General features: G+C 70.4%; 17 protein-coding genes. 5 read left to right on the top strand and 12 right to left on the bottom strand.

Annotated elements, in window-relative coordinates:
• Positions 1 to 5: 5 nt before the first annotated feature.
• The 4 genes from VFZ09_RS00370 to VFZ09_RS00355 all read right to left on the bottom strand — a co-directional run bounded on the left by VFZ09_RS00370 (position 6) and on the right by VFZ09_RS00355 (position 2,394).
• Positions 6 to 665 (bottom strand): hypothetical protein, encoded by a 660-nt coding sequence (locus VFZ09_RS00370; protein ID WP_329725414.1) that lies wholly within the window; start codon positions 663 to 665, stop codon positions 6 to 8.
• A gap of 49 nt (positions 666 to 714) precedes the next feature.
• Positions 715 to 1,242 carry a DNA starvation/stationary phase protection protein Dps gene (dps, locus tag VFZ09_RS00365; protein WP_329725413.1) on the bottom strand — a complete coding sequence of 176 codons (528 nt, stop codon included), beginning with the start codon at positions 1,240 to 1,242 and terminating at the stop codon, positions 715 to 717.
• A gap of 63 nt (positions 1,243 to 1,305) precedes the next feature.
• On the bottom strand, positions 1,306 to 1,833 hold the full coding sequence (locus tag VFZ09_RS00360; protein ID WP_329725412.1) for a carboxymuconolactone decarboxylase family protein: 528 nt from the start codon (positions 1,831 to 1,833) through the stop codon (positions 1,306 to 1,308).
• A gap of 6 nt (positions 1,834 to 1,839) precedes the next feature.
• Positions 1,840 to 2,394, bottom strand: coding sequence for a peroxiredoxin (locus tag VFZ09_RS00355; RefSeq protein WP_329725411.1), 555 nt, complete (start codon positions 2,392 to 2,394; stop codon positions 1,840 to 1,842).
• A 225-nt stretch (positions 2,395 to 2,619) separates the two neighbouring features.
• On the opposite strand from VFZ09_RS00355, the gene VFZ09_RS00350 reads away from it, so the two are divergent.
• Positions 2,620 to 4,218: a sigma 54-interacting transcriptional regulator gene (locus VFZ09_RS00350; protein ID WP_329725410.1), complete on the top strand. Its 1,599-nt coding sequence runs from the start codon at positions 2,620 to 2,622 to the stop codon at positions 4,216 to 4,218.
• Positions 4,215 to 5,054 (top strand): DUF3014 domain-containing protein, encoded by an 840-nt coding sequence (locus VFZ09_RS00345; RefSeq protein ID WP_329725409.1) that lies wholly within the window; start codon positions 4,215 to 4,217, stop codon positions 5,052 to 5,054. Before VFZ09_RS00350 ends, VFZ09_RS00345 begins: the two co-directional genes overlap by 4 nt.
• Before the next feature lie 9 nt (positions 5,055 to 5,063).
• Here the strand turns inward: VFZ09_RS00345 and VFZ09_RS00340 are convergent, their stop codons facing one another.
• The 5 genes from VFZ09_RS00340 to VFZ09_RS00320 all read right to left on the bottom strand — a co-directional run bounded on the left by VFZ09_RS00340 (position 5,064) and on the right by VFZ09_RS00320 (position 10,965).
• A complete protein-coding gene (locus VFZ09_RS00340) occupies positions 5,064 to 5,870 on the bottom strand; it encodes a GNAT family N-acetyltransferase (RefSeq protein WP_329725408.1) in 807 nt (268 codons plus the stop codon).
• Between the two features lie 7 nt (positions 5,871 to 5,877).
• The gene (locus VFZ09_RS00335) at positions 5,878 to 8,316 is read right to left on the bottom strand and encodes a transglycosylase SLT domain-containing protein (RefSeq protein WP_329725407.1); all 2,439 of its coding nucleotides are present in this window, start codon (positions 8,314 to 8,316) and stop codon (positions 5,878 to 5,880) included.
• 226 nt (positions 8,317 to 8,542) lie between these two features.
• Complete coding sequence (locus tag VFZ09_RS00330) at positions 8,543 to 9,205, bottom strand: hypothetical protein (RefSeq protein WP_329725406.1); 663 nt, start codon at positions 9,203 to 9,205, stop codon at positions 8,543 to 8,545.
• 2 nt (positions 9,206 to 9,207) lie between these two features.
• The gene (locus tag VFZ09_RS00325; protein WP_329725405.1) at positions 9,208 to 9,909 is read right to left on the bottom strand and encodes a DUF2339 domain-containing protein; all 702 of its coding nucleotides are present in this window, start codon (positions 9,907 to 9,909) and stop codon (positions 9,208 to 9,210) included.
• 147 nt (positions 9,910 to 10,056) lie between these two features.
• On the bottom strand, positions 10,057 to 10,965 hold the full coding sequence (locus VFZ09_RS00320) for a type VI immunity family protein (protein WP_329725404.1): 909 nt from the start codon (positions 10,963 to 10,965) through the stop codon (positions 10,057 to 10,059).
• Between the two features lie 781 nt (positions 10,966 to 11,746).
• Between VFZ09_RS00320 and VFZ09_RS00315 the strand changes: the two genes are divergently transcribed.
• Positions 11,747 to 12,859 carry an AAA family ATPase gene (locus VFZ09_RS00315; RefSeq protein ID WP_349257903.1) on the top strand — a complete coding sequence of 371 codons (1,113 nt, stop codon included), beginning with the start codon at positions 11,747 to 11,749 and terminating at the stop codon, positions 12,857 to 12,859.
• 82 nt (positions 12,860 to 12,941) lie between these two features.
• Here VFZ09_RS00315 and VFZ09_RS00310 read toward each other — a convergent pair whose 3' ends face one another.
• Positions 12,942 to 13,436, bottom strand: coding sequence for a hypothetical protein (locus VFZ09_RS00310; RefSeq protein ID WP_329725402.1), 495 nt, complete (start codon positions 13,434 to 13,436; stop codon positions 12,942 to 12,944).
• A 204-nt stretch (positions 13,437 to 13,640) separates the two neighbouring features.
• Here VFZ09_RS00310 and VFZ09_RS00305 point away from each other — a divergent pair, with 204 nt between their 5' ends.
• Positions 13,641 to 15,284: a R3H domain-containing nucleic acid-binding protein gene (locus VFZ09_RS00305; RefSeq protein ID WP_329725401.1), complete on the top strand. Its 1,644-nt coding sequence runs from the start codon at positions 13,641 to 13,643 to the stop codon at positions 15,282 to 15,284.
• 175 nt (positions 15,285 to 15,459) lie between these two features.
• Here VFZ09_RS00305 and VFZ09_RS00300 read toward each other — a convergent pair whose 3' ends face one another.
• Positions 15,460 to 15,780, bottom strand: a complete 321-nt coding sequence (locus VFZ09_RS00300) for a hypothetical protein (protein WP_329725400.1) — start codon at positions 15,778 to 15,780, stop codon at positions 15,460 to 15,462.
• On the bottom strand, positions 15,777 to 18,080 hold the full coding sequence (locus VFZ09_RS00295; protein WP_329725399.1) for a nitric-oxide reductase large subunit: 2,304 nt from the start codon (positions 18,078 to 18,080) through the stop codon (positions 15,777 to 15,779). Before VFZ09_RS00295 ends, VFZ09_RS00300 begins: the two co-directional genes overlap by 4 nt.
• 147 nt (positions 18,081 to 18,227) lie before the next feature.
• Between VFZ09_RS00295 and VFZ09_RS00290 the strand changes: the two genes are divergently transcribed.
• Entirely contained in the window at positions 18,228 to 19,868 is a 1,641-nt protein-coding gene (locus VFZ09_RS00290; RefSeq protein WP_329725398.1) for an AMP-binding protein, read from the top strand.
• The last annotated feature ends 28 nt before the right edge of the window (positions 19,869 to 19,896 follow it).

Genomic DNA, 19,896 nt, shown 5'->3' with positions numbered 1-19,896 from the left:
GGGCGTCAGGCGGGCTTGCGGAGCACGTCCAGGGCCGCGACGAGCACGGGCGTGTAGTCGGTGAAGCCCTCGGGGGTCTTCCCTCCGGGGAGCAGCACCGCGCCCTTGCCGCCCACCGCGCCGAAGCGCACGCCGGGGGCCTCGAAGTACCCGCCATGGAAGGTGTCCTGGATGAGCTGGGCCTGCTGCTCGGGGTTCATCTTCGTCCAGGGCTTCCCCGCGCGCAGCGCCTTCACGTAGTCGTAGCCCTCGCCGAAGCTCTGGGCCCACAGCGACTCGGCCACGTAGCCGATGCCGCGGTGCTGGTACTGCCAGACGTGGGTGCTCTCGTGGACGAGCAGCCACGCCTTCGCCCTGTCCCCGCGCCACAGGGCGTCGTAGTCGATGGAGGGCAGGTGGAGCGTGTTGCCCAGCACGAAGGCCCGGCTCCCGTTGAGGCCCGCGATGAAGGGGGCCATCCGCACCAGGCGCATGGGCTTGTAGTCGAGGCCATCGCCGAACACCTCGCGCAGCAGCCGCACCTCCGCGTCACTCAGCGAGCGCTTGTCGCCGCCCGGAGCGGCCGCCTTGGCGTCCGCCGTTCCCACCGCGCGGAGGCCTGGCGCCTCCTGCTCCCGTCCCTCGGGAGGCACTGCCTGGGGACGGGGTGAATCCCGGCCTGACATGTCGAGGCTCCTCGCGTTGACCGCCGCGCGAAGGTTAGCCCGGCCCGCTTCAGCTCTCCAGCGAGGCGCGCAGGAACCAGGCGTGCTTCTCGAACTCGGTGATGATGCCGGTGAGCAGGTCCACCGTGTCCGTGTCCTGGTGCTGCTCGGCCACCTTGCGGCTGTCGCGCGCGCCCGTGAGGTAGGACTCGATGCGGTCGGCCAGCAGCCGCACGTGCTCCAGGTCCTTGGACGTGTCCTGCGGGTAGTCCGGCAGGCGGCTCGTCTTCGCCACGTGCCGGGCGGTGCCGTACGCCTTGCCTCCCAGCGTCACCGCGCGCTCGGCCACCGAGTCGTTGTGGGCCGCCAGGCTCACCGCGAACGTCTCGAAGAGCGGGTGGAGCGCCGCGAACTGCGGGCCCTTGATGTTCCAGTGGGCGACCTTGATTTGACTGTGCAGATCCAGACCATCGGCCAGCCGCTCGTTGAGGGTGGCGGAGACGGCGGAGCGGGTCTGCTCGGAGAGGGGGCTCGGGCTGCGGTACATGCGTTCGTTCCTTTCGTGTGTGTTTGAAGAGAGAGATGCGCGGGCCCGCAAAGTGACGCGCCCCCCGGTGTTGCCACCGGAGGGCGTGTCTGATGTCAGCGTGAAGCGGAACGCCTACGACTCGAGGCCCACCGCCGCCGCGTGGACGACCGCGGCGATGCGGACCGCGTCGTGCACCTGGTCCTCGGAGAGGCCGCCCTCGATGACGACCTTCTCGTGCGACTGGACGCACGTCTCGCAGCCGTTGATGGCGCTCACCGCCAGGCAGACGAGCTCGAAGTCCACCTTGGTGGTGAGGACCTGCACCAGCCGGTTCATCCGCAGGCCGGCCCGCTTGGAGGAGTAGGACTCCTTCCCCACCATGTGGCGGAACCGGTAGTAGACGTTGTTCATCCCCATCAACGAGGCCGCGGCGCGCGCGTCCTCGATGACAGGCTCGGCCTTCTCGCCCAGCGCCTGACGGGCCTCGTGCAGCATGGCCTCCTTCAGCCGCTCATTGCGAGCCGCGAAGGCGCTGCCCACCGCCACCCCCCAGCGCTGCTCGGGGGTGAGGCTGTTGTTCTCCAGTACCGCCTGGAGGTTCAGCCGGGTGTCCCGGTGGGCATCCGTCAACTCACCCCGAACGACTTCGAGCGACGCCATGACGCCTTACCCCGCCTTCGCCAGCTTCTTGGTGAGGGTCTCCTCGCCCTTCTGCCAGTTGCAGGGGCACAGCTCGTCCGTCTGGAACGCGTCCAGCGTGCGCAGCGTCTCGGAGACGTTACGGCCCACCGACAGGTCGTTCACCGACACGTGCCGGATGATGCCCTGGGGGTCGATGATGAAGGTCGCGCGCAGCGCCACGCCCGCGTCCTTGTGCAGGATGCCCAGGCCCGCGCTCAGCTCGCGCTTGATGTCCGCCAGCATCGGGAAGGGCAGGTTCTTCAGGTCCGGGTGGTGCGTGCGCCACGCGTGGTGCACGTACTCGCTGTCGGTGCTCAGGCCCAGCACCTGCGCGTTACGGTCCTGGAAGTCCTTCTCGCGCTTGCCGAACTCGGCGATCTCGGTGGGGCAGATGAAGGTGAAGTCCTTGGGCCAGGAGAAGAGCACCAGCCACTTGCCCTTGTAGCTGTCCTGGTTGATCTCCTTGAACTCCTTGCCCTTCTCCAGGCTCACGACGGAGGTGAGGTTGAACGCGGGGATCTTGTCGCCAACGGTCAGCATGTGATTCGACTCCTTGGGGGTTGAGGCCTGCCTGCTGGCAGACCGGACAGGGTTTCTTCGCGTACTACCGAGAGCAGCGTCCGTGCCAGGGAAACTCCACCTGTGATTCCAAAGGGTTGACTCCTCCCCAGTCCCTGGACGACGCCGCCGGACCGGTGCATACCGAAATATCGGTGCCCGGCGCCACTGACATTTCGGTGGCGCCCCGGTTATCTACAAGGACGCATGGCGGATGACATCGTTTCTGTGACGCGAAGTGGATTGCGGCAGGAGGCCCGGGACCTGGTCGAGCTGGCGGCCTCGGAGGAGGCCGTGGCGGAGCTGCTGCGCCGGGGCCTGGACTGGCTCACCCGGGTGGTGCGCTTCGATCTGGCCACGCTCTTCTTGTTGCGAGAAGGAAAGCTGGTGGCGGTGGCGGCACGGGGGCCATTGGCCTCGGACAAGGTGCGGCGCCACGAGCTGAAGCTGACGGACTTCCCCACGCTGCGCCATGCGCTGGAGACGCGCCGGGCCCGGGCCTTCACGCACGAGGACCACGCGCACGGGGATGGAGATCCGTTCGACGGGGTGTTGGACCTGCCGCCCGGGCACTCGTGCATGGTGGTGCCGCTGTGCGCGGGGGAGAGCTGCTACGGCCTGCTGACGTTGGACCGGACGGAGTGCGAGACGTACCCGCGGGAGCTGGTGGAGCTGGTGGAGGTGTACGGGCAGATGCTGGCCACCACGCTGCAGGAGACGCAGCAGAAGAGCACCCTGGAGCGGCTGCACCGGCGGGAGCACGAGCACGCGCGGCTGCTGGAGGCGCAGCTGGGCGGGGACGAGGTGGGGGTGCTGGAGACGTCGCGCAGCGCGGCGGTGCGCGAGCTGGCGCGGCGGGCGCGGCAGGTGGCGGAGACGGAGACACCGGTGCTGCTGCTGGGCGAGACGGGCACGGGCAAGGAGCGGCTGGCGCGGGCGGTGCACCGCTGGAGCCCCCGGGCCGAGGCGCCCTTCGTGACGCTCAACTGCGCGGCCATCCCCGCGGGCCTGCTGGAGAGCGAGCTGTTCGGCCACGTGAAGGGGGCCTTCACCGGCGCCATGCGGGACAGGGCCGGGCGCTTCCAGATGGCGCACGGGGGCACGCTCTTCCTGGACGAGGTGGGGGAGCTGCCCGTGGAGCTGCAGGCCAAGCTGCTGCGCGCCCTGCAGGAGAAGACCTTCGAGCCGGTGGGCAGTGACAGGACGGTGCGCGCGGACGTGCGGATTCTGGCGGCCACGCACGTGGACCTGCAGCAGGCCATCGCCCAGCGGCGCTTCCGGGAGGACCTGTACTACCGGCTGAGCGTCTTCCCGCTGCGGCTGCCCCCGCTGCGCGAGCGGCTGGAGGACCTGCCCCAGCTGTGCGCCGCCCTCCTGGAGGAGCAGGCCCGGCGCACCGGCCGGCGCGGGGTGAAGGTGACGGCGGAGGGCATTGCCCGCCTGGCGGCGTACGACTGGCCGGGCAACATCCGCGAGCTGGCCAACGCGCTGGAGCGCGCCACCATCCTGTCGCGCAAGCCGGAGCTGGGGGCCGAGGCGTTCGATCTGCCCCTGCGCGCACCGGGGGCGAAGGTGGCCGTGGAGGCGCCGCCGCTGGTGGAGGGCTCGGTGCCCACGCTGGAGCAGGTGCAGCGCCAGCACATCCTGCGTGTGCTGACGTTGACGCAGGGCCGCATCTACGGCCCGGGCGGCGCGGCGGCGTTGTTGGGTCTCAAACCCTCCACCCTGCAGAGCCGGATGAAGAAGCTGGGCATCACCCGGCTGGAGCAGTACGTCGCGGTGACACCCGAACCGGAGGAGTCATGAGCGATCCGCAGCAGCCCCAGGGGACACCCACCGGCGCACCGGTGCCCGGTCCCTCGCGCAAGCCCATCGTGTTGGCCATGGCCGCCCTCGCCGTGCTGGGCGCGGGCCTCCTGTGGTTCGCCCTGCGCGACAAGCCCCGGCTTCCGGAGTCCGTCGCCCCGTCTTCCCCGCCCGTGGCCGCGGCCCCTGCGCCCGACGCGCAGCCGGCGGCGCCCACCCCGCCCACGGTGCCCCTGCCTCCGCTGGGCCAGAGTGATGCCCGCGTGCGCGAGCTCGTGGGCCCCCTGTCTCCCATCCCCGAGCTGGCGAAGTGGCTCGCCTCCACCGAGGACCTCGTCCGGCGCTTCACCACGGCCGCCGGCAACATCGCCGAGGGCGAGAGTCCCCGCGCCGCGCTCTCCTTCATGGCGCCCGTGGGCACCTTCCAGGTCGTCGAGCGCGAGGGCCACACCTTCATCGCCCCCGAGAGCTACGCCCGCTATGACGGGGTGTCGCGGGTCGTCGGCTCGCTCGACACGCAGGCCAGTGTGAGGGCGTACCAGACGCTCGAGCCGCTCATCGACACGGCCTACAAGGAGATCAGCCGCCCCGGCCAGCGCTTCGAGCAGACGCTCGCCAATGCCATCCAGCGGCTGCTCGACACGCCGGTGCCCGAGGGCGAGCTGGAGGTGGTGGACACGCCCGGGGTGAACTATGCCTACGCGGCCCCGGAGCTGGAGCAGCTCAGCGCCGCGCAGAAGCACCTGCTGCGCATGGGGCCGGCCAATGCCCGCGCCATCCAGACGAAGCTGCGGGAGTTGCAGGGCGCGCTCGCGCTGCCCCGCGCCAGCCGCTGACGCTCCGGCTCACCGGCTCCGCGCGGGCTCCGCCATGTAGAAGTGGAAGCGCGTCACGGGCCGGTAGCCCATGCGGCGGTACACGGGCAGGCCCGCCGGGGTGGCGTGCAGCACCGTGCGGTGAATCCCCCAGGCGCGCTCCGCCTCGGCGAGCGCGTGGCGCATGACGGCCTCGGCACAGCCGAGCTGCCGGTGCGAGGGCAGGGTGGCCACCATGGAGATGTAGGCCACGCCGTCCACCCGGATGACGGCCGCGCCGGTGGCGGCCTCTCCGGAGCGGTAGCCGACGAAGCCCTTGCCGTCCCCCTGGAAGAGGCCCGGCACGTCGAAGGTCTCGCGCCCCGTGGGAATCGGCATGTCGTAGCAGCGGGAGTTGACGTCGGCGAGGTCGCACCGCCCCCGGGAGTCCTTCGCCTGGCGGAGCTCCATCACCGGCTGGGGCCGCAGGGAGGGCACGAGGCGCTCGGCCACCATGCCGGTGGCCACCATGGACAGCTTCAACCCGTGGGGGGCGAGCAGCTCCCCGGCCCGCTCCCGCAGCCGGGGCGGCACCTGGTCCTCGCACAGGGCGAGCATCCAGCCCCGTCCCTTGGGGGCCAGGTGCCGGGCGGCGGTGGTGGCCGCCCGCTCCAGGGCCTCCTCCGTCTCCACCGGGGCGGGGAGGAAGGCCGCGTTCATCATCGGCCAGGAGACGTTGCTCGACGCGATGCTCACCTCGGGCAGGTCGAGCACTTCTCCGGCGACGCTGTTCCTGGCGAAGAAGCGCCAGGAACCGTACAGCTGGGTGTTGGACTCGTGGATTTCGTCGTGGGACATGCCGGGCTCAGCGAGAGCCCGCATTATTGGAGCCGCGATCCCCGAAGGCCAGCGTGGTCATCTTGTCCGACGCGTAGAGCAGCTGGTAGGCCGAGGCGCTGCCCAGCACCCGCTTCACGTAGAGGCGTGTCTCCTCCACGGGAATCTGCTCCACCCACTCGTCCAGCTCGGCGCCGGGGTAGCGCGACAGCCAGCGGTCCACCGCGCCCGGGCCGGCGTTGTAGCTGGCCACCGCGTAGGCCGGGTTGCCCGAGAAGCGGCGCTGCAGGCTGCCCAGGTACGCCGAGCCCAGGCGGATGTTCTCCCGGGGCTCGAGCAGCGCGGCGGGCGTGGCCAGCGGCACGTTGAGCTGGCGCGCCACCGCGAAGGCCGTGGCCGGCATGAGCTGGGCCAGACCCAGTGCACCCGTGGGCGAGCGCGCGTTCGGGTTGAAGGCGCTCTCCTCGCGGATGAGGGCCTGCATCAGGTCCGGGTTCACCCGCGCCGCCCGGCTGTGCTGCACCACCAGGTTGCGGAAGGCGTGCGGATAGGCCGCCGCGTAGATGAGGCGCGTCTCGGCCTCGGTGGGCGCCGCCAGTCCCTCCCGGCGCAGCGCCCAGGCGATGGAGCGCGCGTACCGCTCGTAGCCGGAGGCGTGGAGGATGTGGAAGAGCAGCCGGATGGACTCCTCGCTGCGGCCCTTGCGGTCCACCGCCAGCAGCTCCGAGGCCGCCTCGCGGTGCTCCAGCTTCAGCAGCTCGATGCCGGTGACGAAGTGCGGATCCTCCGCGAGGTTGCCCGCGTCCAGGGGCCACACGCTCATGGCGCCCGCGGGGCTGCGCAGCCGCTCGTCCACGGCGCGGGCCCGCTCCGGAGCCTCCACCGCCAGGCGCGAGCGCGCCATCAGCCCGTACCACGTGGCCGCTCCCTCGGCCGCCACGCGCTCCATCAGCACGTTGGCCTCCTCGGCGCGGCCCAGCGTCCGCAGCGTGCGCGAGCGCCAGTAGCGGGCGCGCTGCACCGACTCGTGCGTGGAGCCCTTGCCCCGGAGCTCTTCAATCCGCGAGAGGGCCTCGAGCGCCGCGTCCTGCTGGCCCTCGGCGCGATACACCCAATAGCGCTGGAAGAGGGCCTCGGCCGCGAAGTTCCCATCCGGGTGGTGGGAGATGAGCTGATCCAACGCGGCCATGGCCGCCGCCTTGTTGCCGCGGTCCAGTGCCTTGTGCGCCGCGTAGAAGAGCGCGTCATCCGCGTACGGGTGCTGGGGGTAGTCCTGCGCCAGCTTCAGGTAGGTGGGGATGGAGCTGTCCGGCTCCACCACCGACTCCGAGTAGCCCAGCACGTAGAGGGCGCGCGGGCGCAGCGCCTCGTCCTGGCACTGCTCGACGACGGGCCGCAGCGCGCGGATGGCCAGCGAGTGCTTGCGCTCCTTGCGCAGCGCCGTGCCGTAGGCGAAGTGCGCGCGGCAGGCGAGCGGATCCGGCAGCTCCATCTTCGGGAGCATCTTCTCCAGCATGTCCAGCGCTTCGCGGTTGTGGTGCAGGGAGAGCAGCGTCTCCGCGCGCGCCACCTTCCACTTGGGCACGTAGGGCAGGTCCCTCAGGCCCCGGATGGCCGCGGGCACCTGCTTGGAGAAGGGGTGGAGCGCCCAGACGGCGAGGTGCGCCCGGTGCTCGCCGTTGTAGTCGGCCTGGTAGCGCGCCAGCCGGGCGATGGTCAGCCACGCCTCGGCCTGCCGGGGATTGTTCGGCTTGGGCGTGTCCGTCTGGACGATGGGCGTGAGCGCCGCCACGGCCCCGGCGTAGTCCCGCTTCTTCTTCTCGAGGATGGACGCCATGCCGAAGCGCGCCTCCTCATAGCGCCGCGCGCCGGGAGACACGGCCCCGTAGTGGGTGACGGCCTCCGTCCACTTGCGCATCCGCTCGTAGGCCTTCGCGGCCTCGAAGTGGCAGTAGTCGCGCAGGGGCGGGTGGATTTCCGCCAGCGCCGAGAGCTCCTCGGCCGCCGTGGCCCACTGGCCCATGCGCAGCGCGCTCATCGCCCGGAGGTAGCGCACCGGCGGCGTGGCCTCCTCCGTCTCCAGCAACTGGCGCGCGGTGCGGTAGCGGCCCCCGTCATAGGCGTCCTTCGCCTTCGCCAGCAGGCCCTCGGCGAAGTAGGACTTGAGGTCCGCGAGCTCGAACCTGCGCACCCAGCGGCGCTCTCCGGGCGCCACGGGCTCGGTGGGCCCGATGGTGAACTCGGGCTCCGCCTCCTCGTCTTCACTGTCCAGCGAGGAGGGAAGCTGATGCTTGGAGGAAGCGCTCTCGGCGAGGTTGGAGATGTCTCCCGCCGGAGGCTGTTGTTGCTGCTGCTGGGCCTCGGCCCGGGCAGCGGGCGCCACCCAGAGGGCCGCCACGAGCGGCCAGCTCAGCAGCCGGTTCGTGTACCGCAGGAGGCCTCGGAGCGTCGCGTGTTCCAGTCCCACACCCATTCCCCTTGTTCGAGGCACGCACCGCGCGTGAGCACCACGAGATAGGAATGGTGCAATGGGACCGGGAGTGTGGGAGCACGGCGCCTTGCTCGCCTGCGTTGTCTCGTGCACGGCACACATGCACGCCAGGGAGCAGGCGGGCGAGCTACGCGACACCGCGTGCGGGTGGCTCGCCCGCTCTCAAAACCTGGGAGCGGTGCTTCTCATGGCGCGTGAGTCTTCACGGCCGGCGCAGTGTCACCTCGTCGGCGTTGGCGCTCTCGGGCCAGCGGGAGAGCCGCGGCGTGCGCCCCGGCGCGTCGCACAGCTCCAGCCGGCGGCCTCCCGGGTGGAGGAAGTAGAGCGAGCGCGGCGCGCGGAAGGACGCGGGCAGGGCCGGGTCCTCGGTGGGCTTCATCAGGCGGCCCACGCGCCACGTGCGCACGACCGGCTTCTCGCGCAAGTGGTGGTGCACGGACACCACCACCTGCTCCACACCCTCCATCGTCCAGTCCAGCGCGAGCTGCGTCCCGGCGAGCCGCTTCTCGTCGAGCAGCGGGAAGGAGCGGCCGCCCGCATACGCCACGGCGTCCACCTTCGCGCCGCGCAGGTCTCCGAGGAAGCCGAGCTCCAGCCGGCGTCCGTCGCGGGGCACCCGGAAGGCGTAGGCCATGCGGCCCGGGCGCTCCGAGTCCGCGCCGGTGTACGCGGTGGCGTCCTGCTCGAGGAGGAGCGCGGGCTCGCCGGAGCGGAACCAGTCCACGTCCGCCGGGGCGGCGAGCGCCGGGGTTTCCTCGGGCAGCACCACGCGCTTCCACCCCGCCGTCTGGTCCGAGGGGACGAAGCAGCGGCCTTCGGGTGTGCCCGTGGCGAGCATCATCACGAGTGCGGCGAGGGGGGGCATGGTCACGCGCTCCGGGCCGTGCGGGGAGTGGACAGCCACGCGCCGCCGAGCATGAGCGCGCCCGCACCGGCGAAGCAGGCGACGCGCAGCGTGCCGCTCAGGTGCGTGGTGTCGTAGGCGAGCGCCTTGCCGAGGGCCACGGCGATGAAGGCGAAGCCCGCGTCGCGGATGACGCTCTCGCCGCGCAGGCGGCCGTACACCACGAGCCCCACGCCCGCGCCGAGCCAGCCGAGGGTGAGCACCAGCCGGCGGCCGAGGTCATCGGCGGCGAAGCCCAGGGTGAAGAAGTGGAAGTAGAAGGCCCACGAGGCGGCGAGCACCGCGGCCGTCAGCCCATACCAGAGGAGGCAGGCCTGCACCTTGTCCTCGCGCGCCTCGGTGCGGCGCCAGGTGCGCGCCACGGTGACGGCCGAGGCGAGGACGGTGAGGCCCAGGCCCGCGAGCAGCAGCCCGGACTTCGTGGCCGCGTACCAGAGGCCTCCCGAGAGGCCGGTGAGGAGCAGGGCGATGGGGCCGACGAGCGGGCGATGGCGGGGCACCTCGGCGAGGGCCAGCATGGCGGCGAGCACCGCGGCCACCGCGAGCAGCAACTCGTGCGGCACCTGCAGGTCGCGCCACAGGAACACGCCCGCGAGCCCCATCATCCCCGCGCCCGCCACAGCGAGTACCCGCACATCCCACTTCGTCGACATCGTTGCGTTCATGCGTTCGGACCCTCCGGGGTGAGGGTCCTCTGCACCGCGCGCGCCAACCGTGGCGCCCTGCGTCATGCAGAGGGAAGAGGAGGGCGCGGTGTGTAGCGGCTGTGCAACGGAGCACACAGGCTCCGGGCGACAGTGTGCAGCGGGCCGTCAGTCGAGGAAGCGGCGTTGCCAGCGACGCATGTCCTCCTCGCTGAAGCCGTCCAGGATGCAGCGGTTCATGTACAGCCAGGGCTCCAGGACGCGCGCCAGTTCGCGGTAGGCGGGCAGTGTGTGGCCCTGTTCCGTGTCGCCCGCTTCAGGCCATTTCCCCAGCGTCACCAGCACCTGCTCTCCATCGAGCTCCTGTACGGTGGTGTCAGGCGAATGCAGGCGTTCACGCAGGCCCGCGGCGCCTCCCAGTTCTCCCAGCACGGGTGGGCCCAGGAAGTTCAGCCAGTGCACCCCGTCCACCCGCGTACCGATGGCACTGGCGGAGGAGCGCGCTCCTGGGATGTCCATGCCGGGGTGGAGGAAGGCCAGGTCACGGATGGGGCGCGTGGCACCGAGGATGGTATCCGGGAAGTGGAAGCAGAGCCCCGCGTGGCCAGAGTTGAAGGGCAGCACTGCCGCCAACTCCAGTGCCAGTTCCTTGACGCGCCCCGGACCATGTTCCTCAAGGTATTCCGTGGGAAGATAGAAGGACACCTGACTCGCGGGAGCGCCTTGGTAGACCTCGAGCAGAAGCCCGTCATAGAGGATCTCGTACCCCAGGTTTTCACTGGCTGACTTTTGCAGCCAGAGGTAGGTGGCGGGTTCTTCGAGCATCTCCCGTCGAATGTATGCCCAGCCCTTGTCATCGAGTTCATCCCAGTCGCCGCTATAGGGATCGGCGTACCAACCCAGCGTTTGGAGTCCTACCGCACGGCGGTAGGCGTCCATGGCTCGCATCACGTGTTGCACCACCTCCTGGTGAGAGCGCTTCATGTAGAAGGTGATGCTCACGCTCTCCCGGATGCACAGGAGTTGTTTCTCCCCAACGCTCCTGTCGATTCGTATGCGCGGGTAGTGCTTGCTCATCGCTTGACTCCACCAGGAGTGACGGGACTGGGCGCGCCCTTTCGGTCAAGAAGCAGCTCCTTGTACATCTCTCGCTGGTCCTTCGGAAAATGCGGGTGGCCCTTGGCGTATTTCCCCCAGGAAGGAGGGTTGGTTGACTCTTCAGTCCAAGCTGGAGCCACTCCTCTACCTGCGCGGGATCAATCCATCGCCACAATCCAGTGGAAGGGTCCTTCTGGTAGGTGGGCTCCACGCTGACGTTGTCCGAAAAGCGTTCCGCGAACGCTGCCTTGACGCAGTCGAGCGCCAGCTTGTGTTTCCTGGCCCCGAGTTCCATGGCCCGCGTCATCTGGGTCTTGCCCTCCTGGCGGACGACCTGGCGGCACTGCTCGAAGGTGGGCTCCCGTCCCTGTAACTCCTCGTCCTCCTTGTTGACCCGTTCGTTCGCGGCCTGGGCGCACTGAGTCAGCGTCCGTTCGACGAACTGGATATCCGTCTCCTGCAGCATCATCGTCACATGGGTGGCGGTGCGGGCAGCGTCCACGGCACGAGACACCCAGGGGATGATGGCCTCCTCGCCCGGCTTCGTGATGTAGCAGGAGGGGTTGCGCAGACAGCCGTTCGTCGCCGAGTCCACCGTCTGCGCGTAGGCGCCCGGTGCGCGGGGATTCATTCCGGCATATCCCGGTAGCAGCACGAGCAGGACGGGGAGTCCGAACAAGGGTGGGGCAGTGAACCGGGTGGACACGTCGTGGTCTCCTGTGTTGACGGCGGTGAAGTCCCCATGAGAGCAGAGTCCGCCATGCCCATCACCCAGCTCGAGGTCTCCGGGTACCGCTCGGTGCGCCAGCTCGTGCTCCCCGTGGGGCCGCTCACCGTCATCGTGGGGCCCAACGGCAGCGGGAAGACCAACCTCTACCGCTCGCTCTACCTGTTGTCCGCCGCCGCAGATGGCCGGCTCGCCCAGGCACTCGCGGAGGAGGGCGGTGTGCCCAGCGTGCTGTGGGCCGGCTCGCGCGACAAGAAGCCCGTGCGCATGACCGTGGGCGTCACCCTGGATGACCTCGCCTACGAGCTCAGCCTCGGCCCCGTGCCGCCCGCCGCGGGCAAGGACCGCGAGTCCCCGAGCCTCTTCAACCTGGACCCCGAGGTGAAGGAGGAGCACCTGTGGACCGTGGAGTCCAAGCGCCGCGCCGTGTTGATGGAGCGCAAGGACCGCACCGCCTTCCTGCGCGACTCGGAGGGCAACCGCACCACCTTCCCCATGCAGCTGTGGGCCGGCGAGTCGGTGATGGCGCAGCTCTCCGAACCGCACCGCTTCCCGCGCCTCGCCGAGTTGCAGCGCGCGCTGCGCATGTGGCGCTTCTACCACCACTTCCGCACCGACCCCGAGGCGCCCCAGCGCTCGCCCCAGGTGGGCGTGCGCACGCCCGTGCTGGCGCATGACGGCAGGGACCTGGCCGCCGCGCTGCAGACCATCATCGAGATCGGCGACGCCGAGGGCCTGGAGCGCGCCCTCGAGGACGCCTTCCCGGGCTCGCGCGTGGAGATCCAGGCGCCGCAGGGCCGCTTCAGCCTCTTCCTCCACCAGCCCGGGCTGCTGCGCCCACTGGCGGCTCGCGAGCTGTCGGATGGCACGCTGCGCTACCTGTGTCTGCTGGCCGCGCTGCTGAGCCCGAGGCCTCCCGCCTTCCTCGCGCTCAACGAGCCGGAGACGAGCCTGCACCCGGACCTGCTCGAGCCCCTGGGCCGGCTCATCGTGGACGCCTCCATGCACAGCCAGGTCTGGGTGACGACCCATGCGGAGCCCCTGGCCCAGGCCATCGCGAAGCGCTCGCGCGCGGAGCCGGTGCGGCTGACAAAGGAGCTCGGCGCCACGGTGGTGGAGGGGGGGACGGCGCCCGGGGACGCATAGGCTCCCCTCCTGGCGGCGCCGTCAATGCATCGCCTTCCCGGGGCCAGGGGCCCCAGAGACCGCCAGGAGGGGGCTCACGCGCTCACGTGCCCTGGATGTCCGGCGTGTCCGTCATCCGGGCCTGGGAGGACTCCACGCCCGTGTCCTCCCCGGTGTGCTCCATCTCCATGCGCAGGCCGCTCAGGAAACCCTCCCGGTCCCTCGCGTCCATCGCGCCGAGCACCCGGGAGGCGAGCATCCGCATCACGCTGAGCTGGGCGTTGAAGGGGAGCTCGAAGACCTGGTCGATGAGCTTCGTCACCGTGTCCCCGGTGTTGGGCTGGGCCGTGGCCGTCGTGTCCGGGGACATGCCCATGTTCATCCCCATGCCCGTGTCCATGCCGGTGTGCCGCTTCACCGTCTCCGTCCCGTTGCCGAAGCCGTGAACCGGAACACCGCGGATGCCCGGCTCCATGTGCATGTGCTGCTGCTGGGACATCTCCATCGCGGCGGCCTCGCGGATGCTCATGTGGCCCTTGCGCTTGTCGGGGTGGTTCTCGGTCGTGGGGGTGATGATGTCCTTGTCGTCCTGCGTCATGGGGTCGCTCCTCGGGGGGTGGATGCTGGGGCCGGTGGTCTCCAGTCATGCCCCTGGCTCTGAGCTATGCAGGCCCCGGGGGCGTACCCAGTCACGAGAGAGCGGCGCTCCCCTCGAATGCCCGCTAGCATCGGGTGCTCCGTTGCCCCCCGGCCGCCAGACCACGTGCAACCCGGCTCGGAAGGATTCACCTTTAGACACGTCATGAGCCCACGCGACGCCATTGCCGTTCCTGATGACGACTTCCAGCTCCTCGTGGGCGTGCTGCCCGAGCCGCTGAAGGCCGCGGTCCGGGACCTGCCTCCCGGGGAGGTGCTCGAGGTGGTGATGGACCTCGGCCGCCCGCCCGAGGCCCGGCTCACCGGCCGGGTGGTGCGCCTGTCCGAGTCCCCCATCACCCGCGAGGACCTGGCGCATGTGCTCTCGCAGGTGGGCACCGTGAGCGAGGACAACCGCGCCGGCATCGAGCGCACCCTCCACCGCGTCTCCGCCATCCGCAACCGGCAGGGCAAGGTGGTGGGCCTCACGCTGCGCGTGGGCCGCGCCATCTTCGGCACCATCGACATGCTCAAGGATCTCATCGCCTCGGGCCTGAACATCCTGCTGCTCGGCCGGCCCGGCGTGGGCAAGACGACCAAGCTGCGCGAGGTGGCCCGCGTCCTCGCCGATGACCTGGGCAAGCGCGTCATGGTGGTGGACACCTCCAACGAGATTGGGGGCGACGGGGACATCCCCCACCCGGGCATCGGCGGCGCGCGCCGCATGCAGGTGTCGCGGCCGGACCGGCAGCACGACGTGATGATCGAGGCGGTGGAGAACCACATGCCCGAGGCCATCATCGTCGATGAGATCGGCACCTCGGCCGAGGCCTCCGCGGCCCGCACCATCGCCGAGCGCGGCGTGCAACTGGTGGCCACGGCCCACGGCAACACGCTGGAGAACCTGGTGCTCAACCCCACGCTGTCGGACCTCGTGGGCGGCGTGCACACCGTCACGCTCAGCGACGAGGAGGCCCGGCGGCGCCACACGCAGAAGACGATCAACGAGCGCCGCGCGCCGCCCACCTTCGACGTGGTGGTGGAGATGGTGAGCCGCGACGAGGTGCTGGTGCACCGCGACACCGCCCAGTCGGTGGACCGGCTGCTGGCGGGGGAGAACGTGGGCGGCGAGCGGCGCCAGCTCGTCGAGGGCCAGGTGGAGGTGAAGGAGGAGCCGCAGTCCGTGGCCCCGTTGCCGGTCCGGTCCTCCGAGGCTCCCGCTCCCGCCGCGTCCCGGGCGGCCGCTCGCAGGGGCGGTGGAGCCCAGCCCGGCCTGCGCCAGGGCACCACGCGCGTCTACGCCCACGCGGCCAGCCGGGACTTGCTCGAGCGGGTGCTGCGGGACCTGGGCCCGGACGCGCGGGTGGTGGGCCGGTTGGAGAACGCGGACGTCATCCTCACGCTGCGCTCGCGCGCCAATGACCCGAAGCTGCGGAAGGCCGCGGAGAAGACGGGGGCGCGCGTGCTGGCCATCAAGCGCAACAGCTCGTCGGAGATGCGGCGGGTGCTGCGCGACGTCTTCCTCATCGCCGAGGGCGTGGACGAGGACCAGGTGCGCGAGGCGGTGGCCGAGGCCGAGCACGCCATCCAGCGCGTGCTGAGCGAGAGCGTGGTGGTCCCCCTGGCCCCGAGGCCGCCCCGGCTGCGCAAGCTGCAGCACCGGCTCGTCTCGCGCTACCACCTGGAGACGGTGAGCCACGGCAGCGAGCCCCAGCGCCACCTCATCATCTACCCGCTGGGCGCGCTGGTGGACATCCCCCGGGATCAGCAGGAGATGGAAGGCGAGGAGGGCGTGGAGGGCCTGGCCTGAGGCCGCGGTCCCCACACGCCCTCCCGGGTGCCACGGGCTCTCAGCTGCCCATGTACGGCTGAGCGTCCCGGTTCTCCCGCGGCTGCTCGTCACGCGACCGCGAGGCTTCCCGCGTCATGGGCCTGTCCCGCGGCTCGCACCTCCGGCAAGGGGGCGTCCGAAGCGGGGCGCCCGGCTAACCCTCCCCGCGGGACGAGGCCTCCGCCCACCGCTCGACCCAGGTGCGCCGCGCCACCCAGGCCACCACCAGGGACACCCCTCCGAGCAGCCCCAACTCCAGGCCCTCGGGGTGCCGCACCGCGCAGGCGCCGACGAGCAGTCCGGCCAGCAACACCAGGAGCGTGGACAGTCCATGGTGGAAGCGGGCGACGTCCGTGCGCGGCCAGGAGTCATCTTCCGCACGGGCCTTCCGCCCCATGGCCACCAGTCCCCGGGCCACGGCCAGCAGGAAGAGCGCGTAACCGCAGCCCCACAGCACCTCGGAGTGGAGGCTCATGGTTGCCCCTCCGCGGGCCCGGCCTCGCCGTCCACCCGGGTGAAGAGCGGGGCGAGCTCCGGACCCGCCTTTTCCGTGTGCGGCACCCGGTGGCGCACGCCCCGCCAGCACAACAGCACCAGGGGCAGCACGCCGCCGGCGATGAAGAGCGCATCCCCGGGCAGCCGCATCCACTCGAGCAGCTCCACGCGCTCGCTGGTGAGGAAGTCCAGTTGGCGCGCCTCGTGGTAGCCGTGGCTGACGGACTCGTGCAGCTGCAGCACGCCCAGCGGGAAGAGCGTGGCGAACACCATCCACGCCAGCCCGAGGTTGAGGGACCAGAAGCTGAGCCGTGCGGCGCGCTCGGACCAGCGCTCCTCGGGGATGAGGTAGCGCAGGGCGAAGAGCGCCAGCGCCACGGCCAGCATGCCGTAGACGCCCATCATCGCCGCGTGGCCGTGGTTGGAGGTGAGCGCGGTGCCAATCTCGTAATACGACACGATGGGCAGGTTGATGAGGAAGCCGAAGATACCGGCGCCCAGGAAGTTCCAGAAGCCCACCGACACGAGGAAGAGGATGGCCCACCGGTGGGGGAAGGGCGCCTGGGACTTCGCGTCCTGCTCGCGGCCGAGCCGCAGGAAGCTCCACGCCTCCACGGTGAGGAAGGTGAGGGGGATGACCTCGGCGGCGGAGAAGAAGGCGCCCAGGGCCATGTGCTCCGCCGGGGTGCCGGAGAAGTACAGGTGGTGCATGGTGCCGATGACGCCGCCGGCCGAGTACAGGATGATGTCCAGGTAGATGACGCGCAGGGCCACGCGCTCGGACACCACGCCCAGCAGCACGAAGATGTAGGCCACCATGAGGGTGGTGAAGAGCTCCAGGAAGTCCTCCACCCACAGGTGCACCACCCAGAAGCGCCAGAACTCGGTGAGGGTGAAGTGCGAGCCGGGCCGGGCCAGCAGGCCCACCGCGTAGAAGGCGGGGATGGCCAGCGCCGAGTAGAAGAAGAGCCACGGCATGTTGGCGGCGCTCTCGGTGCGCAGCCGGCGCCGCAGCACGCGCCACAGCAGCACCACCCAGAACAGCAGCCCCAAAGACAGCAGCACCTGCCAGAAGCGCCCGAGGTCCAGGTACTCGAAGCCCTGGTTGCCGAACCACACGCTGGTGGTCCACCCGTGGATGCCGGCGAGTTCCCCCGCCATGCTCCCGAACACCACCACCGCGAGCGCCCCCAGCAGCGCGTAGGCGAGCCAGTGCTGTCCGCGCGGCTCGTGGCCCGCCACCAGGGGCGCCAGGAAGATGCCGGCGGCCAGGTACGAGGTGGCCACCCACAACAGGGCGAGCTGCACGTGCCAGGTGCGCGCGAGGTTGAAGGGGAGGAGGGTGGCCAGGTTGAAGCCGAAGAAGCTGGCCAGCTCGGCGCGGTAGTGCTGCGTGGCGCCGCCCAGCAGTGCTTGCATCAGGAAGAGCACCGCCATCACCAGGAAGAACCACGCGCACGCGCGCTGGGACGCGGTGAGGCGCACCTCGCTGGGGCGGCGGAAGGACACCGTGCGCTGCTCGTGGCCGTGCCAGCCGAGGAAGTTCCACCGCCCGAAGGCGGCCATCAGCAGGCCGATGCCGCCCAGCAGCGCGATGAGCGACAGCACGCTCCACACCACCATGGGGCCCGTGGGGCCGTTGCCCACGCGCGGCTCCGGGGGCCAGTTGTTGGTGTACGTGTAGTCCTTGCCCGGCCGCAGGGTGGAGGCCGTCCACGCCGTCCAGGCGAAGAAGGCGGTGAGCCGCCGGGTGTCCGCCTCGTCCGTGATGGCGCCCGGCCGCAGCCCCATCGCCGTCGTCGGCTGCGAGAAGGTGGCGTGGTAGTGCTTCGCCAGCGCCTCGAAGGCCCCGGCCTGCTCCGCCGTGAGGACGAGCGTGCCGGTGTCCGGCGCGTACCGGTTCTCCTTGAAGTCCTTCACCGTGCGCGCCGCCGCCGCCGCGTCCTCCTGCCCGCCGAGCCGCTCGCGCACGAGGAGGGCCGAGCGGCGCAGGTAGTCCGCCGTGTAGTCCGGCCCCAGGTAGGCGCCGTGGCCGTACACCGAGCCGTACTGCATCAGCCCGTTGCGCAGGAAGATCTCCTGTCCGGCCAGGATGTCCTCCCGGGTGTAGACGCTCCTGCCGTCCGGGGTGACGGTCCGCTCGGGGATGGGCGCGCTGTCCGTATGCGCCCGGTACGCGAGCAGCCCCAGGACGAAGAAGCCGAAGAGCGTCACCAGGGCGGCGGCCTGCACCCAACCCCTGGACAGGAGGAACTCGCGTCGTCGCGGCTCGGCGTTCATCCTCACTCCTTGGTATGCCTCGGGTCTGGAGTGCCGTGCTCCCGGATCGACGCGGCCCGGGCAAGCACGGACGCGCAAAAGTTGCGCGCTACATCCACCAGGGAACGGAGGCTTGCCGGAGGTGCCGACTCGCGAACATCATCGGCCATGTCCTCTCCTTCCTACGTCCACGGAACCAGCACCACCCCGCTGCTCGGGGAGACCATCGGCCACAACCTGCGCCGCACCGTCGAGCGGTACGGAGATCGCGAGGCGCTCGTCGTCGTCTCCCAGGGCTACCGCGCCACGTGGCGCCAGCTCTGGGACGAGACGACGAAGGTGGCCCTGGGCCTGCTGGCCTTCGGCGTGGAGAAGGGGGACCGGGTGGGCCTCTGGTCTCCCAACCGCTTCGAGTGGGTGGTGACGCAGTTCGCCGCGGCCCGCATCGGCGCCATCCTCGTGAACCTCAACCCCGCCTACAAGACGGCGGAGCTGGAGTACGCGCTCAACCAGTCCGGCACCAGCGTGCTGCTGCTCTCGCGCGGCTTCCGCCAGACGGACTACCGCAAGATGTTGGAGGAGGTGCGCCCGCGCTGCCCCCAGCTGCGCGTCTCGCTCGTCCTGGACGATGACTGGAAGCTGCTGCTGGACAACGGCACCCGCGTGAGCGAGCGCATGCTCACGGACCGCGAGGCCACGCTCCAGTTCGATGACCCCATCAACATCCAGTACACGTCCGGCACCACGGGCTTCCCCAAGGGCGCCACGCTCAGCCACCACAACGTCCTCAACAACGGCTTCTTCGTGGGCGAGGCGCTGCGGCTGGGGGCGGAGGACCGCGTCTGCATCCCCGTGCCCTTCTACCACTGCTTCGGCATGGTGATGGGCAACCTGGCCTGTGCCTCCCATGGCTCCACGATGGTGATTCCGGGCGAGGCGTTCGAGCCGCTCGCGGTGCTGCAGGCGGTGGGCGCCGAGCGCTGCACCGCGCTCTACGGCGTGCCCACCATGTTCATCGCCGAGCTGGACCATCCGCGCTTCGGCGAGTTCGACCTCTCCACGCTGCGCACCGGCATCATGGCCGGCTCGCCGTGTCCCATCGAGGTGATGAAGAACGTGCAGTCGCGCATGCACATGCGCGAGGTCACCATCTGCTACGGCATGACGGAGACCTCGCCCGTGTCCACGCAGAGCGGGTTGAATGATCCGCTGGACAAGCGCGTGGGCACCGTGGGCCGCGTGCACCCGCACGTGGAGGTGAAGATCATCGACGCGGCCACGGGCGCGGTGGTGCCCCGGGGCTCGCCCGGCGAGCTGTGCACGCGCGGCTACAGCGTGATGCTCGGCTACTGGAACAACCCCGAGGCCACCCGCACCTCCATCGACGCGGCCGGTTGGATGCACACCGGCGACCTCGCCACCATGGACGAGGACGGCTACGTGAAGATCGTCGGCCGCATCAAGGACATGATCATCCGCGGCGGCGAGAACGTGTACCCGCGGGAGATCGAGGAGTTCCTCCACACGCACCCCGCCGTCAGCGAGGCCCAGGTCATCGGCGTGCCCAGCGAGAAGTACGGCGAGGAGGTGATGGCCTGGGTGAAGCCCAGGCCCGGCGCCACCCTCACCCAGGAGGAGCTGGTCCGCTACTGCACCGGCCGCATCTCCACCTTCAAGATTCCCCGCTTCTGGAAGTTCGTGGACGAGTTCCCGATGACGGTCACTGGAAAAATCCAGAAATTCCGGATGCGGGAGGTGGCGGTGGTGGAGTTGGGTCTCCAGGGCGCGGCGGCAATCCGTACTGCCTGACACGTTTTGCGCTCTTTTGCGCTCTAAT

It is taken from the genome of Archangium sp., from assembly GCF_036277355.1.
GTDB lineage: Bacteria > Myxococcota > Myxococcia > Myxococcales > Myxococcaceae > Archangium.
This window is presented reverse-complemented; position numbering and strand designations above follow the sequence as displayed.